This window comes from Roseibium sp. (assembly GCF_965233565.1).
Lineage (GTDB): Bacteria > Pseudomonadota > Alphaproteobacteria > Rhizobiales > Stappiaceae > Roseibium.
The window spans coordinates 47,201-69,151 of sequence record NZ_OZ247494.1; the positions used below are offsets into that span (position 1 = coordinate 47,201).

Annotated in this window: 19 protein-coding genes and 1 tRNA gene; 11 read left to right on the forward strand and 9 right to left on the reverse strand. The window is 56.9% G+C overall.

The genetic code is table 11. The annotated features are described in order from the left end of the window. Positions 1 to 204: 204 nt before the first annotated feature. From ACO6TG_RS00155 to ACO6TG_RS00170, 4 genes are all read right to left on the reverse strand, one after another. Positions 205 to 1,428, reverse strand: a complete 1,224-nt coding sequence (locus ACO6TG_RS00155; RefSeq protein ID WP_422376343.1) for a clostripain-related cysteine peptidase — start codon at positions 1,426 to 1,428, stop codon at positions 205 to 207. A gap of 187 nt (positions 1,429 to 1,615) precedes the next feature. Next, on the reverse strand, positions 1,616 to 2,716 hold the full coding sequence (locus tag ACO6TG_RS00160) for a hypothetical protein (protein ID WP_422376344.1): 1,101 nt from the start codon (positions 2,714 to 2,716) through the stop codon (positions 1,616 to 1,618). A gap of 29 nt (positions 2,717 to 2,745) precedes the next feature. Beyond that, positions 2,746 to 4,020, reverse strand: a complete 1,275-nt coding sequence (locus ACO6TG_RS00165) for a hypothetical protein (protein WP_422376345.1) — start codon at positions 4,018 to 4,020, stop codon at positions 2,746 to 2,748. A gap of 658 nt (positions 4,021 to 4,678) precedes the next feature. Continuing rightward, the gene (locus ACO6TG_RS00170; protein WP_422376346.1) at positions 4,679 to 5,695 is read right to left on the reverse strand and encodes a YcaO-like family protein; all 1,017 of its coding nucleotides are present in this window, start codon (positions 5,693 to 5,695) and stop codon (positions 4,679 to 4,681) included. 98 nt (positions 5,696 to 5,793) lie between these two features. Here ACO6TG_RS00170 and ACO6TG_RS00175 point away from each other — a divergent pair, with 98 nt between their 5' ends. Genes ACO6TG_RS00175 through ACO6TG_RS00185 form a run of 3 tightly spaced genes read left to right on the forward strand, consistent with a single transcriptional unit; the run spans position 5,794 to position 8,596 of the window. Beyond that, positions 5,794 to 6,450 (forward strand): N-acetylmuramoyl-L-alanine amidase, encoded by a 657-nt coding sequence (locus tag ACO6TG_RS00175; protein WP_422376347.1) that lies wholly within the window; start codon positions 5,794 to 5,796, stop codon positions 6,448 to 6,450. A gap of 54 nt (positions 6,451 to 6,504) precedes the next feature. Beyond that, the gene (locus ACO6TG_RS00180) at positions 6,505 to 8,124 is read left to right on the forward strand and encodes a peroxidase family protein (protein WP_422376348.1); all 1,620 of its coding nucleotides are present in this window, start codon (positions 6,505 to 6,507) and stop codon (positions 8,122 to 8,124) included. 22 nt (positions 8,125 to 8,146) lie between these two features. Then, the gene (locus ACO6TG_RS00185) at positions 8,147 to 8,596 is read left to right on the forward strand and encodes a hypothetical protein (RefSeq protein ID WP_422376349.1); all 450 of its coding nucleotides are present in this window, start codon (positions 8,147 to 8,149) and stop codon (positions 8,594 to 8,596) included. On the opposite strand, the gene ACO6TG_RS00190 is transcribed toward ACO6TG_RS00185, so the two are convergent. From ACO6TG_RS00190 to ACO6TG_RS00200, 3 genes are all read right to left on the reverse strand, one after another. Continuing rightward, entirely contained in the window at positions 8,584 to 9,117 is a 534-nt protein-coding gene (locus tag ACO6TG_RS00190) for a hypothetical protein (protein WP_422376350.1), read from the reverse strand. The genes ACO6TG_RS00185 and ACO6TG_RS00190 overlap by 13 nt on opposite strands. Positions 9,118 to 9,255: 138 nt before the next feature. Next, positions 9,256 to 10,605, reverse strand: a complete 1,350-nt coding sequence (locus ACO6TG_RS00195; RefSeq protein WP_422376351.1) for an AfsR/SARP family transcriptional regulator — start codon at positions 10,603 to 10,605, stop codon at positions 9,256 to 9,258. 364 nt (positions 10,606 to 10,969) lie between these two features. Then, positions 10,970 to 11,043, reverse strand: a tRNA-Gln gene (locus tag ACO6TG_RS00200). A 527-nt stretch (positions 11,044 to 11,570) separates the two neighbouring features. On the opposite strand from ACO6TG_RS00200, the gene ACO6TG_RS00205 reads away from it, so the two are divergent. The 5 genes from ACO6TG_RS00205 to ACO6TG_RS00225 all read left to right on the forward strand — a co-directional run bounded on the left by ACO6TG_RS00205 (position 11,571) and on the right by ACO6TG_RS00225 (position 17,097). After that, positions 11,571 to 13,043, forward strand: coding sequence for a Ppx/GppA phosphatase family protein (locus ACO6TG_RS00205; RefSeq protein WP_422378968.1), 1,473 nt, complete (start codon positions 11,571 to 11,573; stop codon positions 13,041 to 13,043). Further along, complete coding sequence (locus ACO6TG_RS00210) at positions 13,040 to 13,762, forward strand: RlmE family RNA methyltransferase (RefSeq protein ID WP_094070713.1); 723 nt, start codon at positions 13,040 to 13,042, stop codon at positions 13,760 to 13,762. Before ACO6TG_RS00205 ends, ACO6TG_RS00210 begins: the two co-directional genes overlap by 4 nt. Continuing rightward, positions 13,755 to 14,099: a YunG family protein gene (locus ACO6TG_RS00215; protein ID WP_422376352.1), complete on the forward strand. Its 345-nt coding sequence runs from the start codon at positions 13,755 to 13,757 to the stop codon at positions 14,097 to 14,099. Before ACO6TG_RS00210 ends, ACO6TG_RS00215 begins: the two co-directional genes overlap by 8 nt. A gap of 158 nt (positions 14,100 to 14,257) precedes the next feature. Continuing rightward, a complete protein-coding gene (guaB, locus tag ACO6TG_RS00220) occupies positions 14,258 to 15,760 on the forward strand; it encodes an IMP dehydrogenase (RefSeq protein ID WP_422376353.1) in 1,503 nt (500 codons plus the stop codon). Between the two features lie 44 nt (positions 15,761 to 15,804). After that, a complete protein-coding gene (locus tag ACO6TG_RS00225) occupies positions 15,805 to 17,097 on the forward strand; it encodes an RsmB/NOP family class I SAM-dependent RNA methyltransferase (protein WP_422376354.1) in 1,293 nt (430 codons plus the stop codon). A gap of 28 nt (positions 17,098 to 17,125) precedes the next feature. Here ACO6TG_RS00225 and ACO6TG_RS00230 read toward each other — a convergent pair whose 3' ends face one another. Next, positions 17,126 to 18,316, reverse strand: a complete 1,191-nt coding sequence (locus tag ACO6TG_RS00230; protein ID WP_422376355.1) for a tetratricopeptide repeat protein — start codon at positions 18,314 to 18,316, stop codon at positions 17,126 to 17,128. A gap of 265 nt (positions 18,317 to 18,581) precedes the next feature. Between ACO6TG_RS00230 and guaA the strand changes: the two genes are divergently transcribed. From guaA to ACO6TG_RS00245, 3 genes are all read left to right on the forward strand, one after another. Continuing rightward, complete coding sequence (gene guaA, locus ACO6TG_RS00235; RefSeq protein ID WP_422376356.1) at positions 18,582 to 20,153, forward strand: glutamine-hydrolyzing GMP synthase; 1,572 nt, start codon at positions 18,582 to 18,584, stop codon at positions 20,151 to 20,153. Between the two features lie 88 nt (positions 20,154 to 20,241). Then, positions 20,242 to 20,967, forward strand: coding sequence for a methyltransferase domain-containing protein (locus tag ACO6TG_RS00240; protein ID WP_422376357.1), 726 nt, complete (start codon positions 20,242 to 20,244; stop codon positions 20,965 to 20,967). 32 nt (positions 20,968 to 20,999) lie between these two features. Further along, positions 21,000 to 21,572, forward strand: a complete 573-nt coding sequence (locus ACO6TG_RS00245; protein WP_422376358.1) for a hypothetical protein — start codon at positions 21,000 to 21,002, stop codon at positions 21,570 to 21,572. Here ACO6TG_RS00245 and ACO6TG_RS00250 read toward each other — a convergent pair. Next, positions 21,556 to 21,891 carry a TraR/DksA family transcriptional regulator gene (locus tag ACO6TG_RS00250; protein ID WP_422376359.1) on the reverse strand — a complete coding sequence of 112 codons (336 nt, stop codon included), beginning with the start codon at positions 21,889 to 21,891 and terminating at the stop codon, positions 21,556 to 21,558. The two genes, ACO6TG_RS00245 and ACO6TG_RS00250, sit on opposite strands and share 17 nt — an antisense overlap. Between the last annotated feature and the right edge of the window lie 60 nt (positions 21,892 to 21,951).

The window sequence follows — 21,951 nt, forward strand, 5'->3', positions numbered from 1 at the left end:
AAGAAAATCCGGACCAAAACTTGGTCGTCTTTTGACTTGGTCGGTAAACGGTTTCCTTGCATTTTGAGCGCATACACCGCGGCGTTGCCAGTTCTCCACTCAAAAGGACTGCGGGATAAGCGGTGAGGCCTGGGGAGGGATGGGAAGCGGCTCGAGCTTGACACCTTGTTCCCTTCCGAAGACCAGGAGCCAGGTCAGCGTGAGTTAGCGATGCCTGTGGAGATATTCCGCCCAACCGGTCTTCTTGTTGAAGTCAAGTTCCCGATAAGTCGCCAAATCCTTGTAGAGATTCCGTTTATTGGCTGGAAACCAGAACGCCAGTCCGTTGGCATCCGGGACGGTCTGGCCTAGGGCAACCGAGTGTACAAGCGCCTTATCGAACGCTTCCTCGATCGCTTTTGCGGCGGAAACAACTTCATTGTTCGAAGCGACCTTTTGCAAGTTCCGCACAAAATCCTTCAGATCGTAGGAATCAACCACATCGAAGGACTGGCTGGTTGCGCGGGCCCTGTCTGTTTCCCAGAATGCCTCCGCAGGTAGCTTTCGAAGGATATCGACCAGTTCCCTGAACTTGTCGGTCATGGAGTGGTCTGTGTGAAACGCGCCCAGCGTACAGGGATGCTGCCAGGTTTGCCCGGCATAGCTTTCACCAAATGCCTCTACAGCCTGGTAGGCCCAGTCAGCAGCCGACCTCGGCGGAGAGGCACTCATCTTACTGAACCAAAGCTGGTAATCCCAACCGTCGCCCGGCTCAAGGTCCTCCGAACCAACAATACACTCGGCATAGGGGCTCAGTTGCTCCGTAACTTCGATCATCCCGTTGAGGCAGGTGTCTGAAAAAATCATATCGACTTTCTGACGCCGTCCGGCCCGGCTGAATGCAGCCTTGAGCATCCCTCCAGCTTCCAGATTGGTGAGCACGCCTCCATTGGTGTCGTCATGAAGCATGGCCCGAATATTTGGATTTGCCGCGACCTTGGCACGAGGAAAAAACAAATGCCGCGCGGGTTGCGAGCGCGTCCGAAACCTCCGTGGCACACGGTTCAGTCGTCTTTCGAGCACCGTTTGATCGGCGTCGAATTCATCGAACGTTCCGGAGCCATGGTCCCAAAATCCAATCGCGATATGGTCGCAGTCCGCGTAGGTCAGTAGCGCGCGAGCGACAAAGTCCGCGAGAACCTCGGGATCTCCAGTGTCAATTTCGCCGACGTCCTCGATGTGGCGAATGCCATTTTCCTGGGTTACTTCCCAAATGCTGGCGGGCCGATCTTCAAGATCGGCAAGCGCGAGGACTGCAAATGTGCCTGAGTTGCCGGCAACAATCTCCTGCAGGTCTTCTTCAACATAGGAACTGAGATTGTTGTCGCCGCCGAACAACTCGATGACAACATGGGTGGGGTTCTTCAAAGAGACATTATAGGGTTGCATATCGGCTCTCCTAATTGGCGCTGGAAGTCAACAGAACGTCGGAAAAACGCTCGAGCAGTCGAGACGGAAGCTCGAGCACTGGCGAAACGAAATTGCCGTATTGAAACAGAAACTCAGATCGCTTCGATTGGTTGTTTGATCCCCGAAAAGGGAGGCGCGAAGATCCCGCGCCCCAAGTTTTGGGAGGTTAGTACTTCAGGTTGAAGGTGAGTTTGGCAAGGTCCTGGAAAACCGGGTTCTGACGAGTCGTCCCCCGGGTGTAGTTGAGACCGAACGAGGTTCGTCCCTCAGCGTCGAGCAGGAGCTTGAGTTCGCTTTCCCAAAGATAGGCGTCTTCTCCATCGACGGCATTCCAGAAGGCGTTTACGCCCGAATTCAGGACGACACCGTTCTCCCAAAGTGTTCTGTCGCTGTATTCAAGGCCAAGAAAACCACCGAACCAGGCGTAGTCGCCTTGAGACAGTGCAGTCGACCCGGCATTGTCTACATGGAACAGGTCGAAAGTGCTCTTTGCCCTAATGACGAAATCGGTTTTTGCGTCTTTGCCCCTCGTGTAGGCATTGAGCAACCAGTCCGAGTTTTGGGGAACAAGCGAGACCTGCACACCGTAAGCGCCGCTGTCAAATCCCAGGTCTGACTGGTAGTAGCCTGCAGTTGCGACGGCCAGACGTTCAAGAGGGCCTCCTCCAAACAACCAATCGACCTTTAATCCACCGCGAATGTAACCTTCGTCATCAGCGTCAGTTTCGAAAGTGCCGTTGCCTTCACCAAAGGCGCTCACGGCCAGGTCGACGAGACGAAACTGCTGCCGGTTACCGTCCCGGTTCGGCTGGAAAGTGCGAGCCGGCAATAGGACCAGACCGATGCCGCCGTCAATTTCGACCGTTGTGAGATTTGCCTTCCGGTCTTGGGTCAGTGTGAAAGACGCGCCGTCTGATTTCGGACGCAGGCCTTCGCATTCCGCGAGCGGCAGATCGATGACGTTCTTACGCAGAAAGACCCGTTGTTCGAAATTGCAGGAAATGCGCTCAACACTGACACCCAATTCACTGATTGGGATCAGACCGCTTGAAGCATATTCCTCCTGCTTCTGTAAAAGAATCTGGTACCGCCGTGCATCGTTCGCGTCCGGTGAAACTTGTAGAACCCCAAGGTATTCAACAATTTCCGTTCCTGACAGAAACTTGTCACCGTTCCGATCGAAATCTTCAGGCGGTGTCTCCGCAAGAGCTGCTCCGGGGACCGCGGCGATCGCGGCCCCAACAAAGAATTTCATCAGTATTTTCATCTTAAATCTCCAAAATACTGGAACTCGGTTCAGGATCTTTTGGAGTTCAGAACCCTGATGATGTCCTCGCAGATGTGGGCGAAGTCGACGGCCCCGTCGAAATCCGTTTCAAACACCGTTGGCAACCGGATGTCCTCGAAGGCACTGGACCGGTTGATAATTCGGGCAATTACCGCGGCAGCGTTGCCCATCGGAATGAAGGTTCGAAGTTTGTCGCCGATTTCCGCGCCGTCGAAGTCCCTGTCGCTTCTCAGGGCTTCTTGCAAACGGGGCCAGATGTCGGAAATGATCCCGAAGCTTCGTTCCAGTTGAACCTGCCGCCGATGAGAGCGGGCCAGGACATCGGGAGACGGACTTTGGTCCGGTATCCTTGTATTTGCAAAGCCGTCTACAGCAGCAGGTGTAGCGCCCCGGAGCCACTCGTTCGGCCGAAGTTGGACGTCGCGGGGGTCAAAAGGCCAGGGCCACGGCCAGGGCCAGGGTCCGCCCGTTCCGGGCCAGGGATAGGGGAACGGGAGAGGAAAATCCGGGAAATCTGGATAGCTGAGTTCGGCGCCGCTTCTCTGAAGATCCACTCTTTTTGCGTGGCTGCCGTCGTCTCGCAAAGCTTCAGAGCTTTCCATCGCCTCAAACAAGTCCTCGAATGTTGCAAGGCGCACATTCAACTTGTCGAGCACGGTTGTAATATTGCAGGCAATCGAGTGCTCTGCTGCCGGATCCGGGTTACCTTCACCGGCAAAGTGAAGGCCGACGGCGTCCCTGGAGCTTTCATTCAGCCATACCGACCCGCTGTCGCCCCCGGATGACACTTCGACATCATCGGGGTTGCCCGCTTGCAACGGAACAAGCTTGAACCCTTTGATCTCTCGCATCTCTTCAACACCCGGCCGGACTTCATAGTAAAGACGATAAAAGCCTTCACCATCGACGCGGGCCTTGGTCTGACCAGTGGTTCTGCCTGACTTGCACAGTACTTCGCCTAGCTTTGAATCGCGGGCCTTTCCGTTGGCAATGAAGTTTCCAAACTGAAGCGGCAGCCAGGGGCGTCTGCTATCAATCTCCGCGATGGCCGCATCCCCCCCGGTTTCCAGCATCCAGCGGCTCAGTCTTGCAACCTGGTCGCGCACCGGCACGCCGCTGTCGACCTGGCCCGGTTGAAGCACGGGATCGCCGACCTGGGCGTTTGCTCCTGCAAGAACGTGCCAGTTCGACAGAAGAGCCGGTTGCCCGGATCGCTTGTCGATAACAAGCGCTCCGATCGTTCCGGTGCCGCCGTTTACGCGGCCACACGAAAGACCTCCCATCAAATAGGGGCTCCGCGTTCTATGATCTGTTGGCATCGTGGTTCGACTGACACGATACGGACCTTGAATAATGTCGAGCGGAACCCCGTTTATCTCCGCTGGAAACACCTCTGCAGCATCCAGTTCAGCTACTGGCACTTTGGCTACAACGTGAATTCGCGCACAAATTTCGTCCGTCCGCTTGCCAGCGTTCCAACGATATCCAACGTCGAAACCAGTAATGTTCTGACGGTGGCCGAACCGCCGTCTCGCCTCGATCATGGCGGCATCACACTGTTGTCGTGTGGTCTTCTTTGCAGGCATTTTGCAGTCCTCACGAATATGAAAGTCACACCTGCGCAGCGATGCTGTGCAGACGATTGTGATCCGTATGTTGGACAGGTGGCCTGGTCAGGCGCCCAATGAGAAATGTCCAGCGGGATCCAGGAAGAGGGTCATGGACATCCCGTGATTGTTGCGTGATTGCCGGTTGGAAGCAGGTGTGACCCGGGATCAAATGGCGGCGCCAATCGGTTTCGAACGGCCGCTTTGGGGTTGCCCGGCATCAGTCTGAAGGCACGGATAGCGCCAGAAAGCGTTTTGGACGTCCTTGTGTTCTTGCCCTCTTCAGAAACGCTTCTTGTTCCAGCGCTGCCTACCGACTATTTGTCGCTACAGCCTAGAGCGGACCGATGTCTCCTTCATTCACTTCAAGGACGACATCTCTCAGCTTTGTGTTTTTTGCCTGGACGCAGGGAATGCCGATTTCTTCAGAAGTTATGTCGGAAAATGTGAAGTCACCCAGGTTGGCAAAAGGTCCGCTGTCGCGTTGACCTGACAAGGTGTCCGGTGTCTTCGATACGTCGGCTTCCAACAGGTGGGGCAGGGACCTGAAGTGACTGGAGCGCGCCAGAAACCCGTTTGGTGGTGAGGTCGGCAACTGTCTTTCGAATTGAACTCCGAGTTCCCCCTGACCAAGCTCACAGGCAGCCTTCAGACAGGCGTCGTAGATGTCTGGCGAACAGCCATAACCTGTTACCAGCTCCCCGCAGTATTCTGATGCCGCGATGACGGTATTGTGCGGGTTGTTTTCGTTTAGAACCAACAGAAATTCAATCGACGGTTCCCGGGATCGTCTGAGCGAGCTGGCAATTGAAATCAGTCGTTTATCCGGTTGAAGCGCCAGCAAGGGGGCGCCGGACAGGAACCACCGGGCGAGATCGTGTCTTTCAAGACATTCATTGGCCGCGGATATCTGCGCATGAGCCAGTGTTTTTCCGGACGCAAAACCGGTGCTGCTGGACCTGGTCTGATGGTGTCCGGGCTCTACAGAAAGGCTTGTAATGTGTTCGACAGCCTCTCCTAGACAGCGTTCGAATGCCTCATTCGGCGCGACCCCGCTGCCGCCGTAATTTGTCAAGACCCCGGGTCTAGTCCGTCTTTGAGCCCCAAAGAAGTAAAGCCCCGGCATGGTCGGGACGGGCATTGCAAAGAGATTGTCGAGGGTGTCCGCGTGCCTGAGCAGTTTGGACAAGCCTGACCAGACTTTGGTCGCAACGGGTTTTCCTGCATCATCAAGGTAACCTAAAGCTGTCAGAAAGGCTTTCTCAGGCGCGTCTTCGGTTCTCGCATCTTTTCCGTTGAGGCTGTCTTCGAAAAGGTCTGCCACTTTTTTGAAATCGAGAGTTGAAAGCATTTTCGTTTTTGATCCGCGTGTTTCTACAATCACGGTCCAATCACGCCCTTAGGTGGACAACCAATTCAACCCCAAAATCAATTTCTTGGAGTTCTGAAATGGCGAACCCGCAAGACTATCAGTTTGATCTGCCATCCACGCCGCGGCCGGTTCCATCCAAGATCTCCGAAGAGTGGTATCCGGGTATTGCCGCCGTCTGGAAGCACTGTACGTCCAAGCGGATTTGGGACCCAATTCTCGGCATCAAGACAATCGTTATTCATGCAACAGCTGGATGTAACTCACAAGGCGCCGTTGCCGCGATGAATGCCAGAAAAGCCAGCTGGCACTGGCTGGTGCCGGACAAAGACGAAGCTGAACATAAGAAGCTGGTTTGGGCCTGTGCACCAGAGGCCCGGGCTGCATGGCATGTCCGGAATGCTGTTTCGCATCCGAGGGTGAACAGGGGCAAAACCAAGACAAATCATTCGAGTTTGGGAATTAACGTGGTCAATGCGCAGAAAAGCGGCGATGACTTCTCTGAAGAGCAGATCAAGGAGACCGCCAATATTGTCCGCTACTGCTGGGCGAAATACCCGAACCTGCGTCATATCGTTTCCCATGCGCGTCTGGATCCATTGCGAAAGTCCGATCCTGGTGTCTGTTTTCCCTGGTCACATTTTAAGGAACAGGTGCTCGACACGTCCCTGTTTCCCGCAATTTCCAAGGAAGCAGCCAATGCCACGCCGGCCAATCAATTGGGGCCTGATCAATAGGCGCGATTTGGCTGCTCACGCGCTTTATCAGCATTTATAGTAGGGGAGGCAAACATGAGACACGGTCAGTCATTTCCAAATAGTTTTTTTAGTGCCTTGGCGCCACGCCGCGGTCCGTCCGCAATCCAAAACGCCGGGCGGTACTTACCAAAGCTCTTTAATTATGAAGCGGCGGATCTATTTTCGAACGCAGTCGAAAATCACGACAGTTGCAGCAAACTGGAATTGCTGGTCAGGCTGTCAAATACGCTGCATTCGAACGGTGGCCTTCCGGAGGAAGATAGGGGCTCGACCATCAAAGCCGGCTATGTCTACCTTGCGCAGTTCGCCGTCCATGACATGGTCAGCTCAAGTGTCGTTGAAAGACTAACCGACCTTCAGCCGGCAGCAGCACAAAATCTGGAAACCACCGGTCTTGACCTAAGTTCGCTCTATGGTTTGCAGGAAAATGGAACAGTCCAGTTTTTTGAATATGACCCTGATAGTTTGACGCGCGGCAAGTTCAGGATCGGTCGGCTGAACCAGAATTTTAAACCCGAGAACTATCTGCCGGGGCCTGCTGAAGACATTCCACGCATGCCGTTTCATCCCGTTGCCGGCTGTCCAGTCGGATCGAAAAGGTTTGACCCGCTGCTTGCGGATATTCGAAACGCGGACAATTTCATCCTGTCGCAACTGACGCTTCTGTTCATGAAACTTCACAACAAGATTTACGACGGATTGCCGAACAACGGTAATCGGTTTCAGTTGGCGCGCGACCTTACAACCGCGGTCTACCTGACCATCCTTGAAGAGGAGTTGCTCACAGCGCTCTGTCATCCGGACGTAGTTTCCTACTACCGGAACATATCATCTGTAGATCAGCTCCCGGGCGATGCACCTTCCGAATCCTATGCCCTTCCTGTCGAAAGCGTTTTTGCGGGGCTTCGGTTCGGTCACTCGATGGTTCGGATGAGTTACAACTTCAACGACAATTTCAGTGGCTTTCACAACAACAGGGCAACACTGGAAAAATTATTGAATTTGTTCGGATTGAACGAAGACGCGGAAGAGCACCTACCAACAGACAGACGCTGGATCATCGACTGGAGCCTGTTCTTTCCGACTGGCGCTGGCCAGGGCCAAGGTGGGGCCGTGTCGAAAATGTTCAATTTTGCCAACAAGATCATGCCGGCGATGAGCCGGGTTTTGCGGGACCACGACTCCGTAGCGCTGAACTTACCAAATGGGTCCGGGCTTCAGGACGCCAATATCGGACTCGCATTTCGCTCTCTGGCAAAGGGAATTGTCTTTGAATTGCCAACCGGTCAAGCGCTTCACAGGCACCTGGCCGCCGCAACGGGCAGCAACAACAGCATCGTGCCGGCCGACGCCATTTACGAAATGCTGATGCAGACGGCGCCTTTCAACATCAACAGCGGTGCCGACAAGACCCTGGAAACCGGAGACGCTGAGTTCCTGTCGGAACACACACCTCTCTTTGTCTACGTGCTCGCCGAGGCGGCCCATTCCCATGGTGGCAACCAACTCGGTTTTGTTGGCAGCCACCTGGTGTGTCACGCCTTCCGCGGTGCGGTTCTCACAAAGCTACAAAACAGACCGTCACCCAATGTCGGCACGCACGTCCAAGCCCCTCTCCAAACCATGGCGGATGTCATCCGTTTCGTTTCCTGATTGCACAAGAAAGGAGCCAATTATGGCTGTGAAATATCCAATTGACTGCGAAAGTCTCGACCCGGACCTGGCTTTGAAAAAGGTCGGAACACAGCCGGGCACAGAAGCCATGGCGAAATTTGGAGAATTGTTGATCAAACTCGCCTTGGGTCTCGAAACCGCGCCCCTCAATCCGGACGAACACAATGCCTACTTGAAGAACAAAGGCGGGCTGGAGATTCCGGACGGCGTCAGGGTCGAGCTGATTGCACAGGGCGTCGACAACATCAAAATCCTCATTCCACCCAAGGAACTGATTGAACTTGCCATCTGCGAAATGCAGAAAAAGGATCGCGAGAACACGCCGACCTACGAGGGGCTGCCGGCAGCTTACAAACAGCTTGACGACGGAACCTGGACCGATGACGGCAGCACCATGGAAAGGTTCTACGAGGTCCGCGTGTGCGACTACACGATCGGCTATTGCAGGTGAACGTTTGAATGCTGAATGTTCAGGTGTTTGCTCGGGAGACCGGCACGGAAAAGTCCCTCGAGCAAATGCTGTTTCTGACTGTCCCTGGAAAACGGGAAGATCTGCACGAACCATTCAACGACATGCTCCGGTGAAGGAGCTTTCGTGCCGACCCAACCCTGACGCACCATGGTGATAAACTCTTCGCCCGTTTGGGTCGCTTCCGCCGACCGCCCAAGCATGCCGAGGGCGGCGCTCTTCCAACCAAGAATGTTGGGCTTTATTTCCCCGGACCGGTCAGCGGAAAAAACGCTTTCCTCGTATTCTTTCGATTGAAACCGGATATTGCTGTCAAAGCCCCAATAAAGATTAGGCGGGCAGGGGTGCACCGAAAAAGCCATGTCTCTGCACCTGGCCGCCAAAGATTCGTCACCGCAGATTGCAGCACCATGAGCGGCCGAAATCAGATTTTCGGGATCGGCATCGTTCAGATCCACCGAGGTCTGGAACGAATGGAGCGCTTGCACTGGCTTTTTGGCCATGGCTTGTGACCAGGCCAGGGTCAAATGACACTTGGCACTAAGAGGATCAAGCATCACCGCGCGTTTGGCAAGCTGCAGCGATCTCAGCTCAAGTGCACGCGACCGTTCCGTCCCTGGATAGATGATGTGGCGAGAATTTTAGATATCCGCCAAACGGGCATGTAGCTCCGCGTTGTCTGGAGAGACCTGAATTGCTTCCAGAAAGAGAGCTTCGGCACGTTCATCGGCTTCGGGCGACCAGAGTTGTAGCAGTGTTTGCCCTTCAACCAGTTTTTCGAAAGCCTGAGGTGCTACCTTCTGGCCCTTGCGAACCAGTTCGAGATGGTATCTGGACAGGTGGATATTGAAGGCGCTGCAAAGGCCCTTGACGACCTCGGTGATTTTTTCTTCCCAACCTGCCAGGTTCATGGTGACAGCATCCGCCCAGATGACATGCTGCAGGTACGCGTTTTCCTTGAGCTCGATGGCAACATTCAGCTTGTTCGAAGAGGGGGTAAGTAGAATTCGAAGTTCGTGGGTGATTGAGGAGTCCGGCATTTCTCCACCGGTCAGATGAAGAGAAGCGCGATCAACGATTGTCCAGTGCCGAAACCTGACAAGGCCGCTGATGAGAGAGGATTGAAACACCGAAGAAAGTGCTTCGAGTTTCTCACTCTTGTTGCCTTTTGAGGGCGTCACCATGACTGCGATGACCGGTTCTTGCTCACTTTCCCAATCCAGCAGGCGCCTATCTAGAGCGGGTTCTGACCCCATCTGAATGCGTGTTTGATTTGACTCTATTTCCTCGGCCAGCTTGCGGGTCTCGGGTTCGACATCGACTTCAAACTCATGACGCAGCGTTTGCAGGAGTGAATTGTATTCCCGAAGTGCCAAGTGTTTCCGGCCCTGGGTGGCTTCGGTTGCCATGATGAACCGAACCATCGCCTCATCTGTCGGCTCAGCCTTCACAATCGCCCGCGCAACCCAGAGCCGAATCTGAGGGTCCTTGTTATCCTGGAACGAAGTTTCCAGTCTCGTGAGCAGGTTTTGACGGAATTCCTCGCGGAAAATTGCAAGCCAAGCATCGAAAGCAGGGTCCAGATCCTCAAATCCCAGGAAAATTCTTTCTGGCAACCGCTCTCTCAGGAGCGATGGAAAGGAAAAGTTCCGGGACGAAATGGCCTCCCAAAGATCATGGAGGTCCTGAGACACTTCCGACTTTTTGATGTGTATCTGATCTTTGTCTGAGAAAAGCGTCGTAAGACCGCCTTCCATGAGGGCCTTGTTGATGAGTTTCAGGGATTGCCGAAGAGAGGTACGGGCCTTGCTTTCTTCGACCTCGCTCCAGAAAAGACCGCAAAGCCGCGATCGGCTTGCAGAGAAGGTTTCGCACGTTGAAAGGTAGCCCAGAATGGCAAGACTTTTTTTGTTCTTCAGGCCAAGGTTGGAACCGTCTGAGATTTCAGCATGGCAACCATCTAAAAGACTAAGGCGCAATCCGGCCGCCATGTTTCCCCCCATGCCGCACTGTAAAACCGGAAATTACTTCAAGAGAGACTCAATTATAGTCATTTTTCGCCTGGTTTGCGAATGATTAGATGGTTCAGCTTGTTTTTGAACTGGAAGCAGTAGAGCAATCGTCAGGTGTGAAATACAGAATTTTATCGAAAGCTCGCTCGTTTCTCGCGTGTTACGTCTCAAACTTGGCGGAAATCTCAAATCTTTGCACTTTTGGGGAAGTGGTCGACGTTTGTAAACGATAGGAAAACAGCACACCTCGAAACAGAGGCACCTCGACGTTTTGAGCGCAACCGAACTCATCCGTCGCCATCTTTGGAGCCTGTAAGGCATGTCAATTCTGATTGGAAAAATTTGGCTGGGGAACCTGGATTCGAACCAGGACTAACGGAGTCAGAGTCCGCGGGTCTACCGTTAACCTATTCCCCAGCAAAGCTCGCTGATGGAGCGCTCAATCGCTTCGCAAGATCGAACACCGGCCCGTCGCGATTGGTGTGCCGCATATACATCCATCATAATCTGGATTGCAAGACCCGTATCTGACTTTTTTGTGAAATCTCGGCGCCACCGATCTGAGCGACGCCGATAGGTCCAAATTCGCCTCAGGCAAAGCTTTTCCAGTGCCGGTCAACCTGTTACAGTTTTGTCAACGAAAGACGCGGTTCCCGTCCGCGCCCCATTAAAACGGCAGGCTGCTGCGGGAATCTGAAAGGCATAACGTGACTCAGTCAGGTCAGGAACCGCCCGAATCCGGGCGACGTACCGCTGACGTGTCCGTTTCCAGCGGGGCTCAACAGGAGCCCAAGGGAGCAAACAGGCGGCGCCGCAAGCGCCGATCTGGCAAAGGGTCGAAAGGCAACCAGGCAGGCACCGCAACAAATGGTACGCCTGTGGTGTCTCCGGCAAACGGCCCGGTTCCCGTCGAGACTGCGAACGGACCCGTCGAAAAGAGGCCCATTAGGCCCTCAACCGCCGATTCTGAAGGCGGCGGCCGTAATGACGGCGAGCGAAAGCGCAAAAAGCGCAGGCGCGGACGATCCAAAACGGCCGAAGGCCAGACTGCGGCGCATCATCCATCGGGAGCTAACAGTGGCGAGGGAAGTCCTGCGCAACCGGACACGCTGACAAGCGCCAAGGGAAAGAAAGCCGCACGCAGACGTGGACGCCGCCGCAGACAGGCGTCAGGCGGTGCGGGGCCGCAGTCCCAAACAGCGATGTCACCAGGTCAGGCGGCCCAGGGAGCGGCACCGGAGGCTCGAGATCGACCCCATGAGGCAGTTGTCTCGAAAACCAGACGATCCGACAACCAGTCAGGGTCGGCTTCTCCTGAGAGGAACCGTGGTGGGCGCGGTGGTATTCATCGCGCAAGGTCCACTGGTGCGCGCGCAGGCAATGCGCCGCTTTATGCGGCTCTTGATCTTGGCACCAACAACTGCCGGCTGCTGATCGCGCGTCCGGAAGAGCGCGGGTTTCGCGTGGTTGACGCCTATTCAAGGATCGTTCGTCTTGGCGAGGGGGTCGGATCGAACAGGAAACTGAGCGACGCCGCCATGGACCGGGCGATTGACGCCCTGGCACAGTGTCATCGAAAACTGGCGGACAGGGGCGTGAGCCGGTCCCGCCTGATTGCGACAGAAGCCTGCCGAGCCGCGGAAAATGGCGATGATTTCATCGACCGGGTCAAGGGCGAGACGGGACTGGCGCTGGAAGTGGTCAACCGGGAAACGGAAGCCCGGCTTGCAGTCGCCGGATGCGCTTCGCTTGTCGATCTGGATGCAGACGGTGTCATCCTGTTCGATATCGGCGGCGGCTCCTCCGAAATCGTCTGGCTCGACCTGCGCAACCGGTGCGGTGCGCGCGGCTATGCCCTGACGCGCTTCATCCGGTCCTGGATTTCGTTGCCGGTGGGTGTCGTCAATCTGGCGGAACGCCATGGCGGGGTTCACGTCACCCCCGACATATTCGAAGCCATGGTCGAAGACGCCGCCGACCATCTGGCGGCCTTCAGTCTCGCGCATAATCTGACCGAGGCGATTTCCTCCGGCCGTGTCCACATGCTCGGAACATCAGGCACCGTCACCACGCTTGCGGGCGTGCATCTCGGCCTCAAACGCTATGACCGCAGACGCGTGGACGGGACCTGGCTGGCAGACAGCGATGTTTCCAGAATGATTGATCAACTGCGCGACATGCCGTATGAGGCGCGAGTTGAAAATCCCTGCATCGGCGCGGACCGGGCGGATCTGGTTCTGGCCGGCTGCGCCATATTGGAAGCGATCCGGCGGCGTTGGACCTGTTCGCGCCTTCGGGTTGCCGACCGTGGCTTGCGGGAAGGCATTCTTACAGAACTTATGGCTGCTGACGGCGTCTGGTCCAACCGGCGTGCGGGACACAGGCATCATCGCAGCCGCCAGAGGAACGAACCATGAGCCGTGGAAAAAAGGGGTCCGGCGACCGGGGCCTGCACGTCAAGGTCAAGACAGCTGCAGGGCGGCGGGAATCGTCGACCCGCTGGCTGTCACGTCAGTTGAACGATCCGTATGTGCGGCGGGCAAAGATCGATGGTTATCGCTCACGGGCAGCCTACAAGCTGATCGAGATTGACGACAAGCACAAGCTTTTGAAGCCCGGCTACCGGGTGGTTGATCTCGGCTGTGCGCCGGGGGGCTGGTGCCAGGTTGCCGTGGAGCGCGTACAGTCCAGCGTCGAGGCGCCGAAAGTGGTTGGTATCGACTATCTCGACATGGATCACGTGCGCGGCACGACCTTTCTGAAGAAGGACTTTCTGGACGATGATGCCCCGGACGCGCTGATGACCGCGCTTGGCGGGCACCGGCCCGATGTTGTGCTGTCCGACATGGCCGCACCGACGACCGGTCACAAGCAGACCGATCACCTGCGCACAACGCATCTTTTTGAAATTGCGATCGACTTTGCCCGCCGAAATCTGGTTCCCGGAGGCTCATTCCTGGCGAAAGTCTTTCGCGGCGGCACCGAAAACGCCATGCTGCAGGACCTGAAGCGTGAATTCAAATCCGTTTCTCATCTGAAGCCGCCGGCCAGCCGCAAGGAAAGCCCGGAGCTCTATGTCATTGCCAAGGGCTTTCGCGGCAGCGAGCTGCAAGACGGTGAGCCGTCCGATGACTGATACGGACAGGCTGGCGCGGGCGCTTGAAGCTTCCTGGAGCCTCAAGTCGAGCACATTGTGGTCCGAAGACGTGCCCGCCGCCGGTCAATGTGGGGTTACTGCGCTCGTTGCAAACGATGTTCTTGGCGCAGACATTCTGAAGACCCGTTACGGGTTGATCTGGCATTTCTACAACCGGATTGATGGCAGGCGGCACGACTTCACGGCGAACCAGTTTGAGCGACCGGTTGCCTATGACGACCTTCCGGCGACCCGCGAAGAGGCCTTCGCGGACACCAACGCCGAGCAATATGACTATCTGCGCTCAACGGTCCTTGAGGCCTTGAAGGTTCGGTAACGAGAATTCTGCCGGGTGTTTTAATAACCCTTTTCATTCTGTCACCTGCATGTTATTGACCCGCGCCAACTTCTCCGGCACAGCCGAAGCGACTCAAACGACGCTGACCTTTCCAGAAAGGCCGGCGTTTCAGCTATTTTCATAAAGGGGAATTGGCCATGGCATCCTTTTTTGTTCCGTCAACCGGACAACAAGCTCTGACCTTTGACGATGTGTTGCTGATTCCCGGTCACTCGGAAGTCATGCCGGGCGATGTTGATCTCAAGACCCGCGTTACCCGGGAACTGGAACTCAATATTCCAATCCTCTCGTCGGCCATGGACACGGTTACGGAAGGACGTCTTGCCATCGCCATGGCTCAGGCCGGCGGCATTGGTGTCGTTCACCGCAACCTGTCGCTCGACCAGCAGGCTGAAGAGGTCCGCATGGTCAAGAAATTCGAATCCGGCATGGTGGTGAATCCGCTTGTGATCGGTCCGGATGCGACCTTGCAGGATGCACTGGACCTGATGAAGCGTTTCGGCATTTCAGGCGTGCCGGTGGTCGAAAACGGCGGCTCGGGTGCTCAGGTCGCCGGCAAGCTGGTCGGCATCCTGACCAACCGCGATGTCCGTTTTGCGTCCAATCCGGATCAGAAGATCCACGAGCTGATGACCAAGGACAATCTCGTTACCGTCAGTGAGAATGTCAGCCAGGACGATGCCAAACGCCTGTTGCACCAGAACAGGATCGAGAAGCTGCTGGTGGTGGACGAAAACCGCAACTGCATCGGCCTGATCACCGTAAAGGATATGGAAAAGGCGCAGCTGAACCCGAATGCGTCGAAGGACCCCCAGGGGCGTCTTCGCGTAGCTGCGGCCACAAGTGTTGGCGAAGAGGGATTTGCACGGGCCGAACGCCTGGTCGATGCGGGCGTCGACATGGTTGTCGTCGATACGGCGCACGGCCATTCCCAGAAAGTTCTCGACATGGTGGCCCGGGTGAAGCAGCTGTCCAATTCGGTTCAGGTGCTGGCCGGCAATGTTGCCACGTCGGAGGCCACAAAGGCGTTGATCGATGCCGGCGCGGATGCGGTGAAGGTCGGCATTGGCCCTGGATCAATTTGCACAACGCGTATTGTTGCCGGCGTCGGCGTACCTCAGCTCACCGCGATTATGGAATCGGTCAACGAAGCCAACAAACACGGCGTTCCGGTGGTTGCAGATGGCGGCATCAAGTATTCCGGCGACCTCGCCAAGGCGATTGCCGCCGGTGCAGCGTCTGTCATGGTCGGCTCTCTGCTGGCCGGCACGGAGGAAAGCCCGGGCGAAGTCTATCTGCACCAGGGCCGGTCCTATAAATCCTATCGCGGCATGGGGTCTGTCGGTGCGATGGCCCGCGGATCCGCGGATCGCTATTTCCAGGCGGAAGTGCGCGACAGCCTGAAACTGGTTCCGGAAGGCATCGAAGGACAGGTTCCCTATAAAGGCGCACTCGGCAGCGTGCTGCACCAGCTGGCAGGCGGCCTGCGTGCGGCCATGGGCTATGTCGGCGGAAAGACCATCCAGGATTTCCAGGAAAAAGCACGGTTTGTGCAGATTTCCGGCGCCGGGCTCCGTGAGAGCCACGCGCATGATGTGACCATCACGCGGGAAAGCCCGAACTATCCGTCCAACGTTTGATCCGCTTTGGATCGTAGAGACCGGCCAGTCTGCAAAGGAACAGCATGAAAGATGGCGGACGCCTCGCGGCGGCAATTGAAGTCCTCACCGAGGTGGAAACACGCCATCGACCGGTCCAGATCGCATTGAGGGACTGGGGCGCTGCCCATCGGTTTGCCGGATCGGGGGACCGGACCGTGATCGGGAATCTGGTGTTTGATGCCCTGCGCAACAAGGCCTCGCTCAGCGCACGCATGCGATCCGATACGCCTCGGGCGCTGGCGCTTGCCACCTATTGCATCACCTGGGAAAAAGGCGTCGACACGCTGGTTGAGGTACTTGAGGGCGACAGGCATGCGCCAGAGGCGCTGACAGACGACGAGCACAACGCGCTCACCGCCGATCAGGTTTCCGACATCACACTGGCTCAGGAAGCCGATGTGCCGGACTGGCTTTGGCCCAAATTCGTATCTGCATTCGGAGAAACTGCCGTCGGCGAGGGCAGGGCGCTTGCCACGCGTGCACCTGTCGATCTCAGGACCAACACGCTGAAATCCGAGCGGGACAAGATGACCAAGCGCCTCGCGCATGCCAGCGCGGTGGCCACACCACTCTCACCGATTGGCCTGAGGATTGAAGCCAAACCCGGTCCGGGGCGGATGCCGCATGTCCAGGCCGAAGAAGGCTATCGGAAGGGGTGGTTTGAGCTCCAGGACGAAGCAAGCCAGCTCGCAGCGCTTCTCGCCCAGGCAATGCCCGGTGAACAGGTTCTGGATTACTGCGCCGGTGGTGGCGGGAAAACGCTGGCCTTTGCTGCAGCCATGCAGAACAAGGGTCAGCTCTATGCCTATGACGCCGACCGGCTGCGTCTTGCCCCCATCCATGAGCGGTTACAGCGGGCAGGGGTGCGCAATGTTCAGGTGCGTGACCCGGCAAGTTCCAGCCTGGATGATCTGGTCGGGCAAATGGATCTCGTTTTCATCGATGCGCCATGTACCGGAACCGGTGTCTGGCGCCGACGCCCGGATTCCAAGTGGCGCCTGACGGAGAAGGCCCTGGAAGAACGTCTGCAGGACCAACGTCACGTTCTGGAAAACGCATCCCGATACGTTCGCAAGGGCGGTCGCCTCGCCTATGCAACCTGTTCGATCCTTGCAGATGAAAACCAGAACCAGATCGACCGGTTCCTGAAGGATCATCCGGAGTTTCACTCCGTGTCGGTCAAGGATGTCTGGGAGAAGACGCTCACCGGAACCGGCGCGCCGAAATATGTTTCCGAACGAGGCGAACTGACACTGACCCCGGCTTCGACCCAGACGGACGGCTTTTTCATTTCCCTGATGATGCGCAACGCATAAAGACCGGGCTGGACATCGGTCATTGGCGTCAGGTTCTGTCCTGTCTGCGCAGGCCAAGGACATTCGGCAGTTGGTTGTCGTCGGCGGTCAACAAGGCCTCCGTTCGATCAAAACCTGGCTCCGGGGGCCGGGAAAGGTCACCGTCTGCGTGGTCCCGGGTCTCTGCGACGTTCTGCGCAAGTGTCGCGTCTTGTAGAGTTTCGGCGGGTTCCTGTTGTTTGTCCGGTACAATTCCGCCACCAGTGCCACTGTCCGCGATCAACTCGTTCACAAGCTGCCGAACGTCCAAATCCAGCCCGGTGCCGGCCGACAGGCAAGTCAGCACCGATCTGGCCTGAACCGGGTATTTCAAGGCGGCGAGCGCTGCCCCCAGGGCGTTCAATGGTTCCCTGGCCCCCTTGTCCAGTTCGTGCGCCGCCAGGGCATGACGAAGCGCGGCTGTGTGATCGGCGCGTTTTCTGGAAAGCGTGCTCAGACGCACATGGTTTGTGGTGGAGCGCGGATCGAGCTTCAGGGCTGCTTCTGCGGCTTCCACGGCGTCATCCAGATGGCTTTTTCCCTGGAGCGCGTCCGACAGCAGTTCAAGGGGCATCGGATCGGCAGGTGCATTTTCGCAGGCCCGGAGCGCCAGTTCGATCACCTCGTCGAACCGCTTTCGCAACAGAAGAGTCTGACAGAGGCCGATTAATGCGGGGCCGTAATTGGGGTCCAGTTTCAGCGCCTTTCGATAAGCCGCAACCGCGGCAGGCATTTGTTCGGTCCGCGTCTGGGTCTCGGCAAACAGAGTCAGCGCCGCCGCGCTGTCGGGGAGCAGGTCGGCCAATTGCCGTGCCGGCCCGACGGCTTCCAATGGCCGGTCTTCCTTCAAAAGGACACTCGCCAGTCCGTAAAGCGCGTTTCGGCTTTCGGGCGCATTTGCGAGCACCTCCGCGAAACACTGTTCGGCGTTGGCGTAATCGTTCAGAAGCAGATGGCAGTTGCCGAGACTGGCACGAGCGTTGTGATTGTCCGGTTCGGCAAAGACGATCCGGCGCAACTGAGACAGGGCTTCGTCCAGGTAACCGTTCTGAAGCAGTGCAGAGGCGGTTCTGTAGGCAATTTCAGTGTCGTCCGGAGACAACTCCTGCGCCTTCAGATAGGACACCAGCGCCTTGTCGACCTGACCGGCGGTTTCCAGGGCTACGGCTTCGTCAAACGCTTTACGGGCAGCTGCTGTCATCTGGTGCGGATTTCCTCAGGGCACGGATGGTTCGTCCTGTCGACATGTCAGACGAAGCAGGCGTGCAACCCCAGCCTAAGGAGCCGCAGGACGGCGGTCAAAAGGGAAAATGAACGGTGCACAGCTTGTCCGCCGATTTATTTGCCGGCCAATATCGCGGCGCAGAAAGAAGACCGGGCGCGCTGCAAGAGAAATTCTTGTGCGGGAGCGGAATGAGCGCGAAATTCGGGTTCAAATTGGTGAAAAGACCGGTTAGAAGCTGGCCATGACCCAGCATCAACGCCTTCTCATTATCGACTTCGGTTCCCAGGTGACGCAGCTGATTGCGCGGCGTCTGCGTGAACTCAATGTCTATTGCGAAATTCATCCCTATCAGAACGTGACAGACGCGTTCTTGAGCGAGTTCGATCCCAAGGCCGTGATCTTTTCCGGCGGCCCGGATTCGGTGACGCGAGACGGGTCTCCGCGTCCGCCAGAGAGCATCTACACGATGGGGATCCCGATCCTGGGGATCTGCTATGGCCAGCAGGTCATGATGCAGCAGCTGGGCGGCCAGGTGGACGGCGGCAAGATTTCCGGTGGCGGTGGCACCGCTGAATTCGGCAGAGCCTTCGTGACGCCTTCCGAAACGGATCTCGCGATCCTGAAAGGCTGGTTCAGCGACGGCCGCGAACAGGTCTGGATGAGCCACGGCGACCATGTCAGCCGTCTCGCACCGGGCTTTGAAGTGTTTGGCACTTCACCGAATGCGCCTTACGCGATTACGGCAGACACGTCGCGAAACTTCTACGCTGTCCAGTTCCACCCCGAAGTGCACCACACGCCGAATGGCAAGACACTTTATGAGAATTTCGTGCGGCTTGCCGGCTTTACCGGTGACTGGACGATGGGCGCCTACAAGGATGACGCCATTGCCAAGATCCGCGAACAGGTCGGGGACAAGAAGGTCATCTGCGGGCTGTCCGGAGGCGTTGACAGCTCCGTCGCTGCGGTTCTGATCCACGAGGCGATTGGCGATCAGCTCACCTGTGTTTTTGTCGATCATGGTCTTCTTCGTCTCAACGAGGCTGACGAAGTCGTCTCCATGTTCCGGGACCACTACAATATCCCGTTGATCCATGCCGATGAATCCGAGCTCTTCCTGGGTGAGCTGGACGGTGAGTCTGATCCGGAGACCAAGCGGAAGATCATTGGCAGGCTGTTCATCGACGTGTTCCAGAAACACGCCAATGAAATCGACGGTGCCGAATTCCTGGCCCAGGGTACGCTTTATCCGGATGTAATCGAGAGTGTCAGCTTCTCCGGCGGGCCCTCGGTCACCATCAAGTCGCATCACAATGTCGGCGGTCTTCCGGAAAAAATGGGCCTGAAGCTGGTCGAACCGCTGCGCGAACTCTTCAAGGATGAGGTAAGGGCGCTCGGCCGTGAGCTCGGCCTGCCGGACAGCTTCATCGGCCGTCACCCGTTCCCGGGTCCGGGCCTGGCCATTCGCTGTCCGGGTGAGATCACCCGGGACAAGCTCGAGATTCTGCGCAAGGCCGATGCGGTCTATATCGACCAGATCCGCAAACACGGTCTTTACGACGATATCTGGCAGGCCTTCGTCGCGATCCTGCCGGTACGCACGGTTGGTGTCATGGGCGACGGCCGGACCTACGACTATGCCTGTGCGCTGCGCGCCGTAACGTCGGTTGATGGCATGACGGCGGACTATTTCCCGTTCAGTCATGAGTTCCTCGGAGAAACAGCCACCCGCATCATCAATGAGGTGCAGGGGATCAACCGGGTCACTTACGACATCACATCCAAACCCCCGGGCACGATCGAGTGGGAATAAGCCGAAAGGGCAAAAGGGTCCGGTTGGCGGCGATTGATTAACGGATTGGCCTTATAAGGGCCGGGTCCGACAAGAGGGGGGCGGTGTATTGGGCCCCTCCATAATCAACAGGGTTGTCGATATGGGTGCGCTGACACGGCTTCTTTCCGGCTATGAAACAGACGGTTTCAGCTTTGGCAAGGCTGCCAGAAAGAGAAGAATTCAGCTTTTCTGCGACTTGATCACCAAGACATTTCAGGAAAAAGGGTCCGTCCGCATCCTGGATATCGGTGGTACCGTCCAGTACTGGCGGATCGTCGACGAGGCCTTTCTGGAAGACAACAAGGTTCAGATCACGCTCTTGAATCTGCCCGGCTCCCAGGCCTTCGAAGCGCAGGGGCGTTTTTCCTTCATGACCGGCGATGCCACGAAGGACATCTGGAGCGAGCTCAACGCAGATGACTTTGACCTGATCCATTCCAATTCGGTCATCGAGCATGTCGGCGACTGGGCGCAGATGAAACGGTATGCGGCGAACATCAAGGACTTTCCCGGCGGCTATTTCGTTCAGACCCCAAATTTCTGGTTTCCGGTTGAACCGCATTGCATGACACCGATCTTTCATTGGCTGCCGAAAGCCACAAGGGTCTGGCTTGTCCGTCATTTTTCACTTGGGCACTGGCCCAAGGCCTCTTCAACCGACGAGGCCGTGGAAACGGTCGAGAGTGCCCGGTTGCTGAACCACGCCATGTTCGTGGCTCTGTTCGACGACGCAAAGATCCGCAAGGAAAAGATCACGTTCCTGACCAAGTCCTTCATGGCAATCAGGGGCTAGGGATCTGCTGACCGCCCGCAGGGTGGCGGCGCATGTCCTTGGCGCGGCAACACGAGGAAAGCACTGCCCCGGTGGTTCAACTGCCCGACCTGAGACCCGACTGTTCCGCCTGCGCTGCGCTTTGCTGCGTCGTGTTTCCGTTCGACAAGTCTGAATCATTCGCTATCGACAAGGGGGCGGGGGAAGTCTGTCCGAACCTCGACGATTGCAACAAGTGTCGTGTTTTTGACGGCCGCGAGGCCCTCGGCTTCAAAGGCTGCATCACATATGACTGTTTTGGCGCCGGCCAGCTGGTCTCGCAAATTGTATTCAAGGGGCGCAGCTGGCGTGACGATCCGGCGCTTGCCAATCGCATGGGGGCTGCACTCTCGGTCCTGCGCCGCATCCACGAACAACTGCTGTTGCTGGGCACCGCTGAAAAACTGCCGCTCGACAAGAAAGAAAGCGCTCGGCTGGACGGCCTGAGACTGGAACTGGCACCCGACGCTGACTGGACGGAACAAGCGCTCGCAGACTATCCGATAGATGCGACCATCTCAAAGATTTCACGTTTTCTGCGGGATTTACGGCGTCACGTTGCGCCACAGACTATTGGGCGCAGCTGATACAGAACGCAGCCGCCGGATCAACGTCCAGCCGTTTTGGGGCGATCTCTTCGCCGCACTCCACACAATACCCGTAGTCGCCTGCCGCCAGTCGACCAAGAGCCGCATCGATCCGTTGTATCTGGGCCCGACGCTGACGTTCCGATGCCTGTGCCATGGCCTGTCCCTGTAACGCATCCATGCGTGAAAGACGGCCGACAGATTGCTGGTCCAGCTCGACAGTGGCGCGCGCCTCACCGGACATCTCGCTGAAAGCTTCCAGTTCCTGCTTTAGAGCCTGAAGGCGCTCCCGAATGAGGGAGATCTTCTTGTCTTCCATACCCATCCTCCGGCGGGAAGCATGCCCCCGCCGGATCTGTGCTGCAAGTCACGGAGTGTT

Excerpts from the sequence above, each read along its gene's own strand:
- ACO6TG_RS00245 (WP_422376358.1), top strand. The coding sequence starts at position 21,000 with ATGTCCTTGGCGCGGCAACACGAGGAAAGCACTGCCCCGGTGGTTCAA.
- ACO6TG_RS00210 (WP_094070713.1), top strand. The coding sequence starts at position 13,040 with ATGAGCCGTGGAAAAAAGGGGTCCGGCGACCGGGGCCTGCACGTCAAG.
- ACO6TG_RS00230 (WP_422376355.1), bottom strand. The coding sequence starts at position 18,316 with ATGACAGCAGCTGCCCGTAAAGCGTTTGACGAAGCCGTAGCCCTGGAA.
- ACO6TG_RS00195 (WP_422376351.1), bottom strand. The coding sequence starts at position 10,605 with ATGGCGGCCGGATTGCGCCTTAGTCTTTTAGATGGTTGCCATGCTGAA.
- guaA (WP_422376356.1), top strand. The coding sequence starts at position 18,582 with ATGACCCAGCATCAACGCCTTCTCATTATCGACTTCGGTTCCCAGGTG.
- ACO6TG_RS00190 (WP_422376350.1), bottom strand. The coding sequence starts at position 9,117 with ATGGCCAAAAAGCCAGTGCAAGCGCTCCATTCGTTCCAGACCTCGGTG.
- ACO6TG_RS00155 (WP_422376343.1), bottom strand. The coding sequence starts at position 1,428 with ATGCAACCCTATAATGTCTCTTTGAAGAACCCCACCCATGTTGTCATC.
- ACO6TG_RS00250 (WP_422376359.1), bottom strand. The coding sequence starts at position 21,891 with ATGGAAGACAAGAAGATCTCCCTCATTCGGGAGCGCCTTCAGGCTCTA.
- ACO6TG_RS00160 (WP_422376344.1), bottom strand. The coding sequence starts at position 2,716 with ATGAAAATACTGATGAAATTCTTTGTTGGGGCCGCGATCGCCGCGGTC.
- ACO6TG_RS00225 (WP_422376354.1), top strand. The coding sequence starts at position 15,805 with ATGAAAGATGGCGGACGCCTCGCGGCGGCAATTGAAGTCCTCACCGAG.
- ACO6TG_RS00180 (WP_422376348.1), top strand. The coding sequence starts at position 6,505 with ATGAGACACGGTCAGTCATTTCCAAATAGTTTTTTTAGTGCCTTGGCG.
- ACO6TG_RS00165 (WP_422376345.1), bottom strand. The coding sequence starts at position 4,020 with ATGGGAGGTCTTTCGTGTGGCCGCGTAAACGGCGGCACCGGAACGATC.
- guaB (WP_422376353.1), top strand. The coding sequence starts at position 14,258 with ATGGCATCCTTTTTTGTTCCGTCAACCGGACAACAAGCTCTGACCTTT.
- ACO6TG_RS00215 (WP_422376352.1), top strand. The coding sequence starts at position 13,755 with ATGACTGATACGGACAGGCTGGCGCGGGCGCTTGAAGCTTCCTGGAGC.
- ACO6TG_RS00170 (WP_422376346.1), bottom strand. The coding sequence starts at position 5,695 with ATGCTTTCAACTCTCGATTTCAAAAAAGTGGCAGACCTTTTCGAAGAC.
- ACO6TG_RS00175 (WP_422376347.1), top strand. The coding sequence starts at position 5,794 with ATGGCGAACCCGCAAGACTATCAGTTTGATCTGCCATCCACGCCGCGG.
- ACO6TG_RS00185 (WP_422376349.1), top strand. The coding sequence starts at position 8,147 with ATGGCTGTGAAATATCCAATTGACTGCGAAAGTCTCGACCCGGACCTG.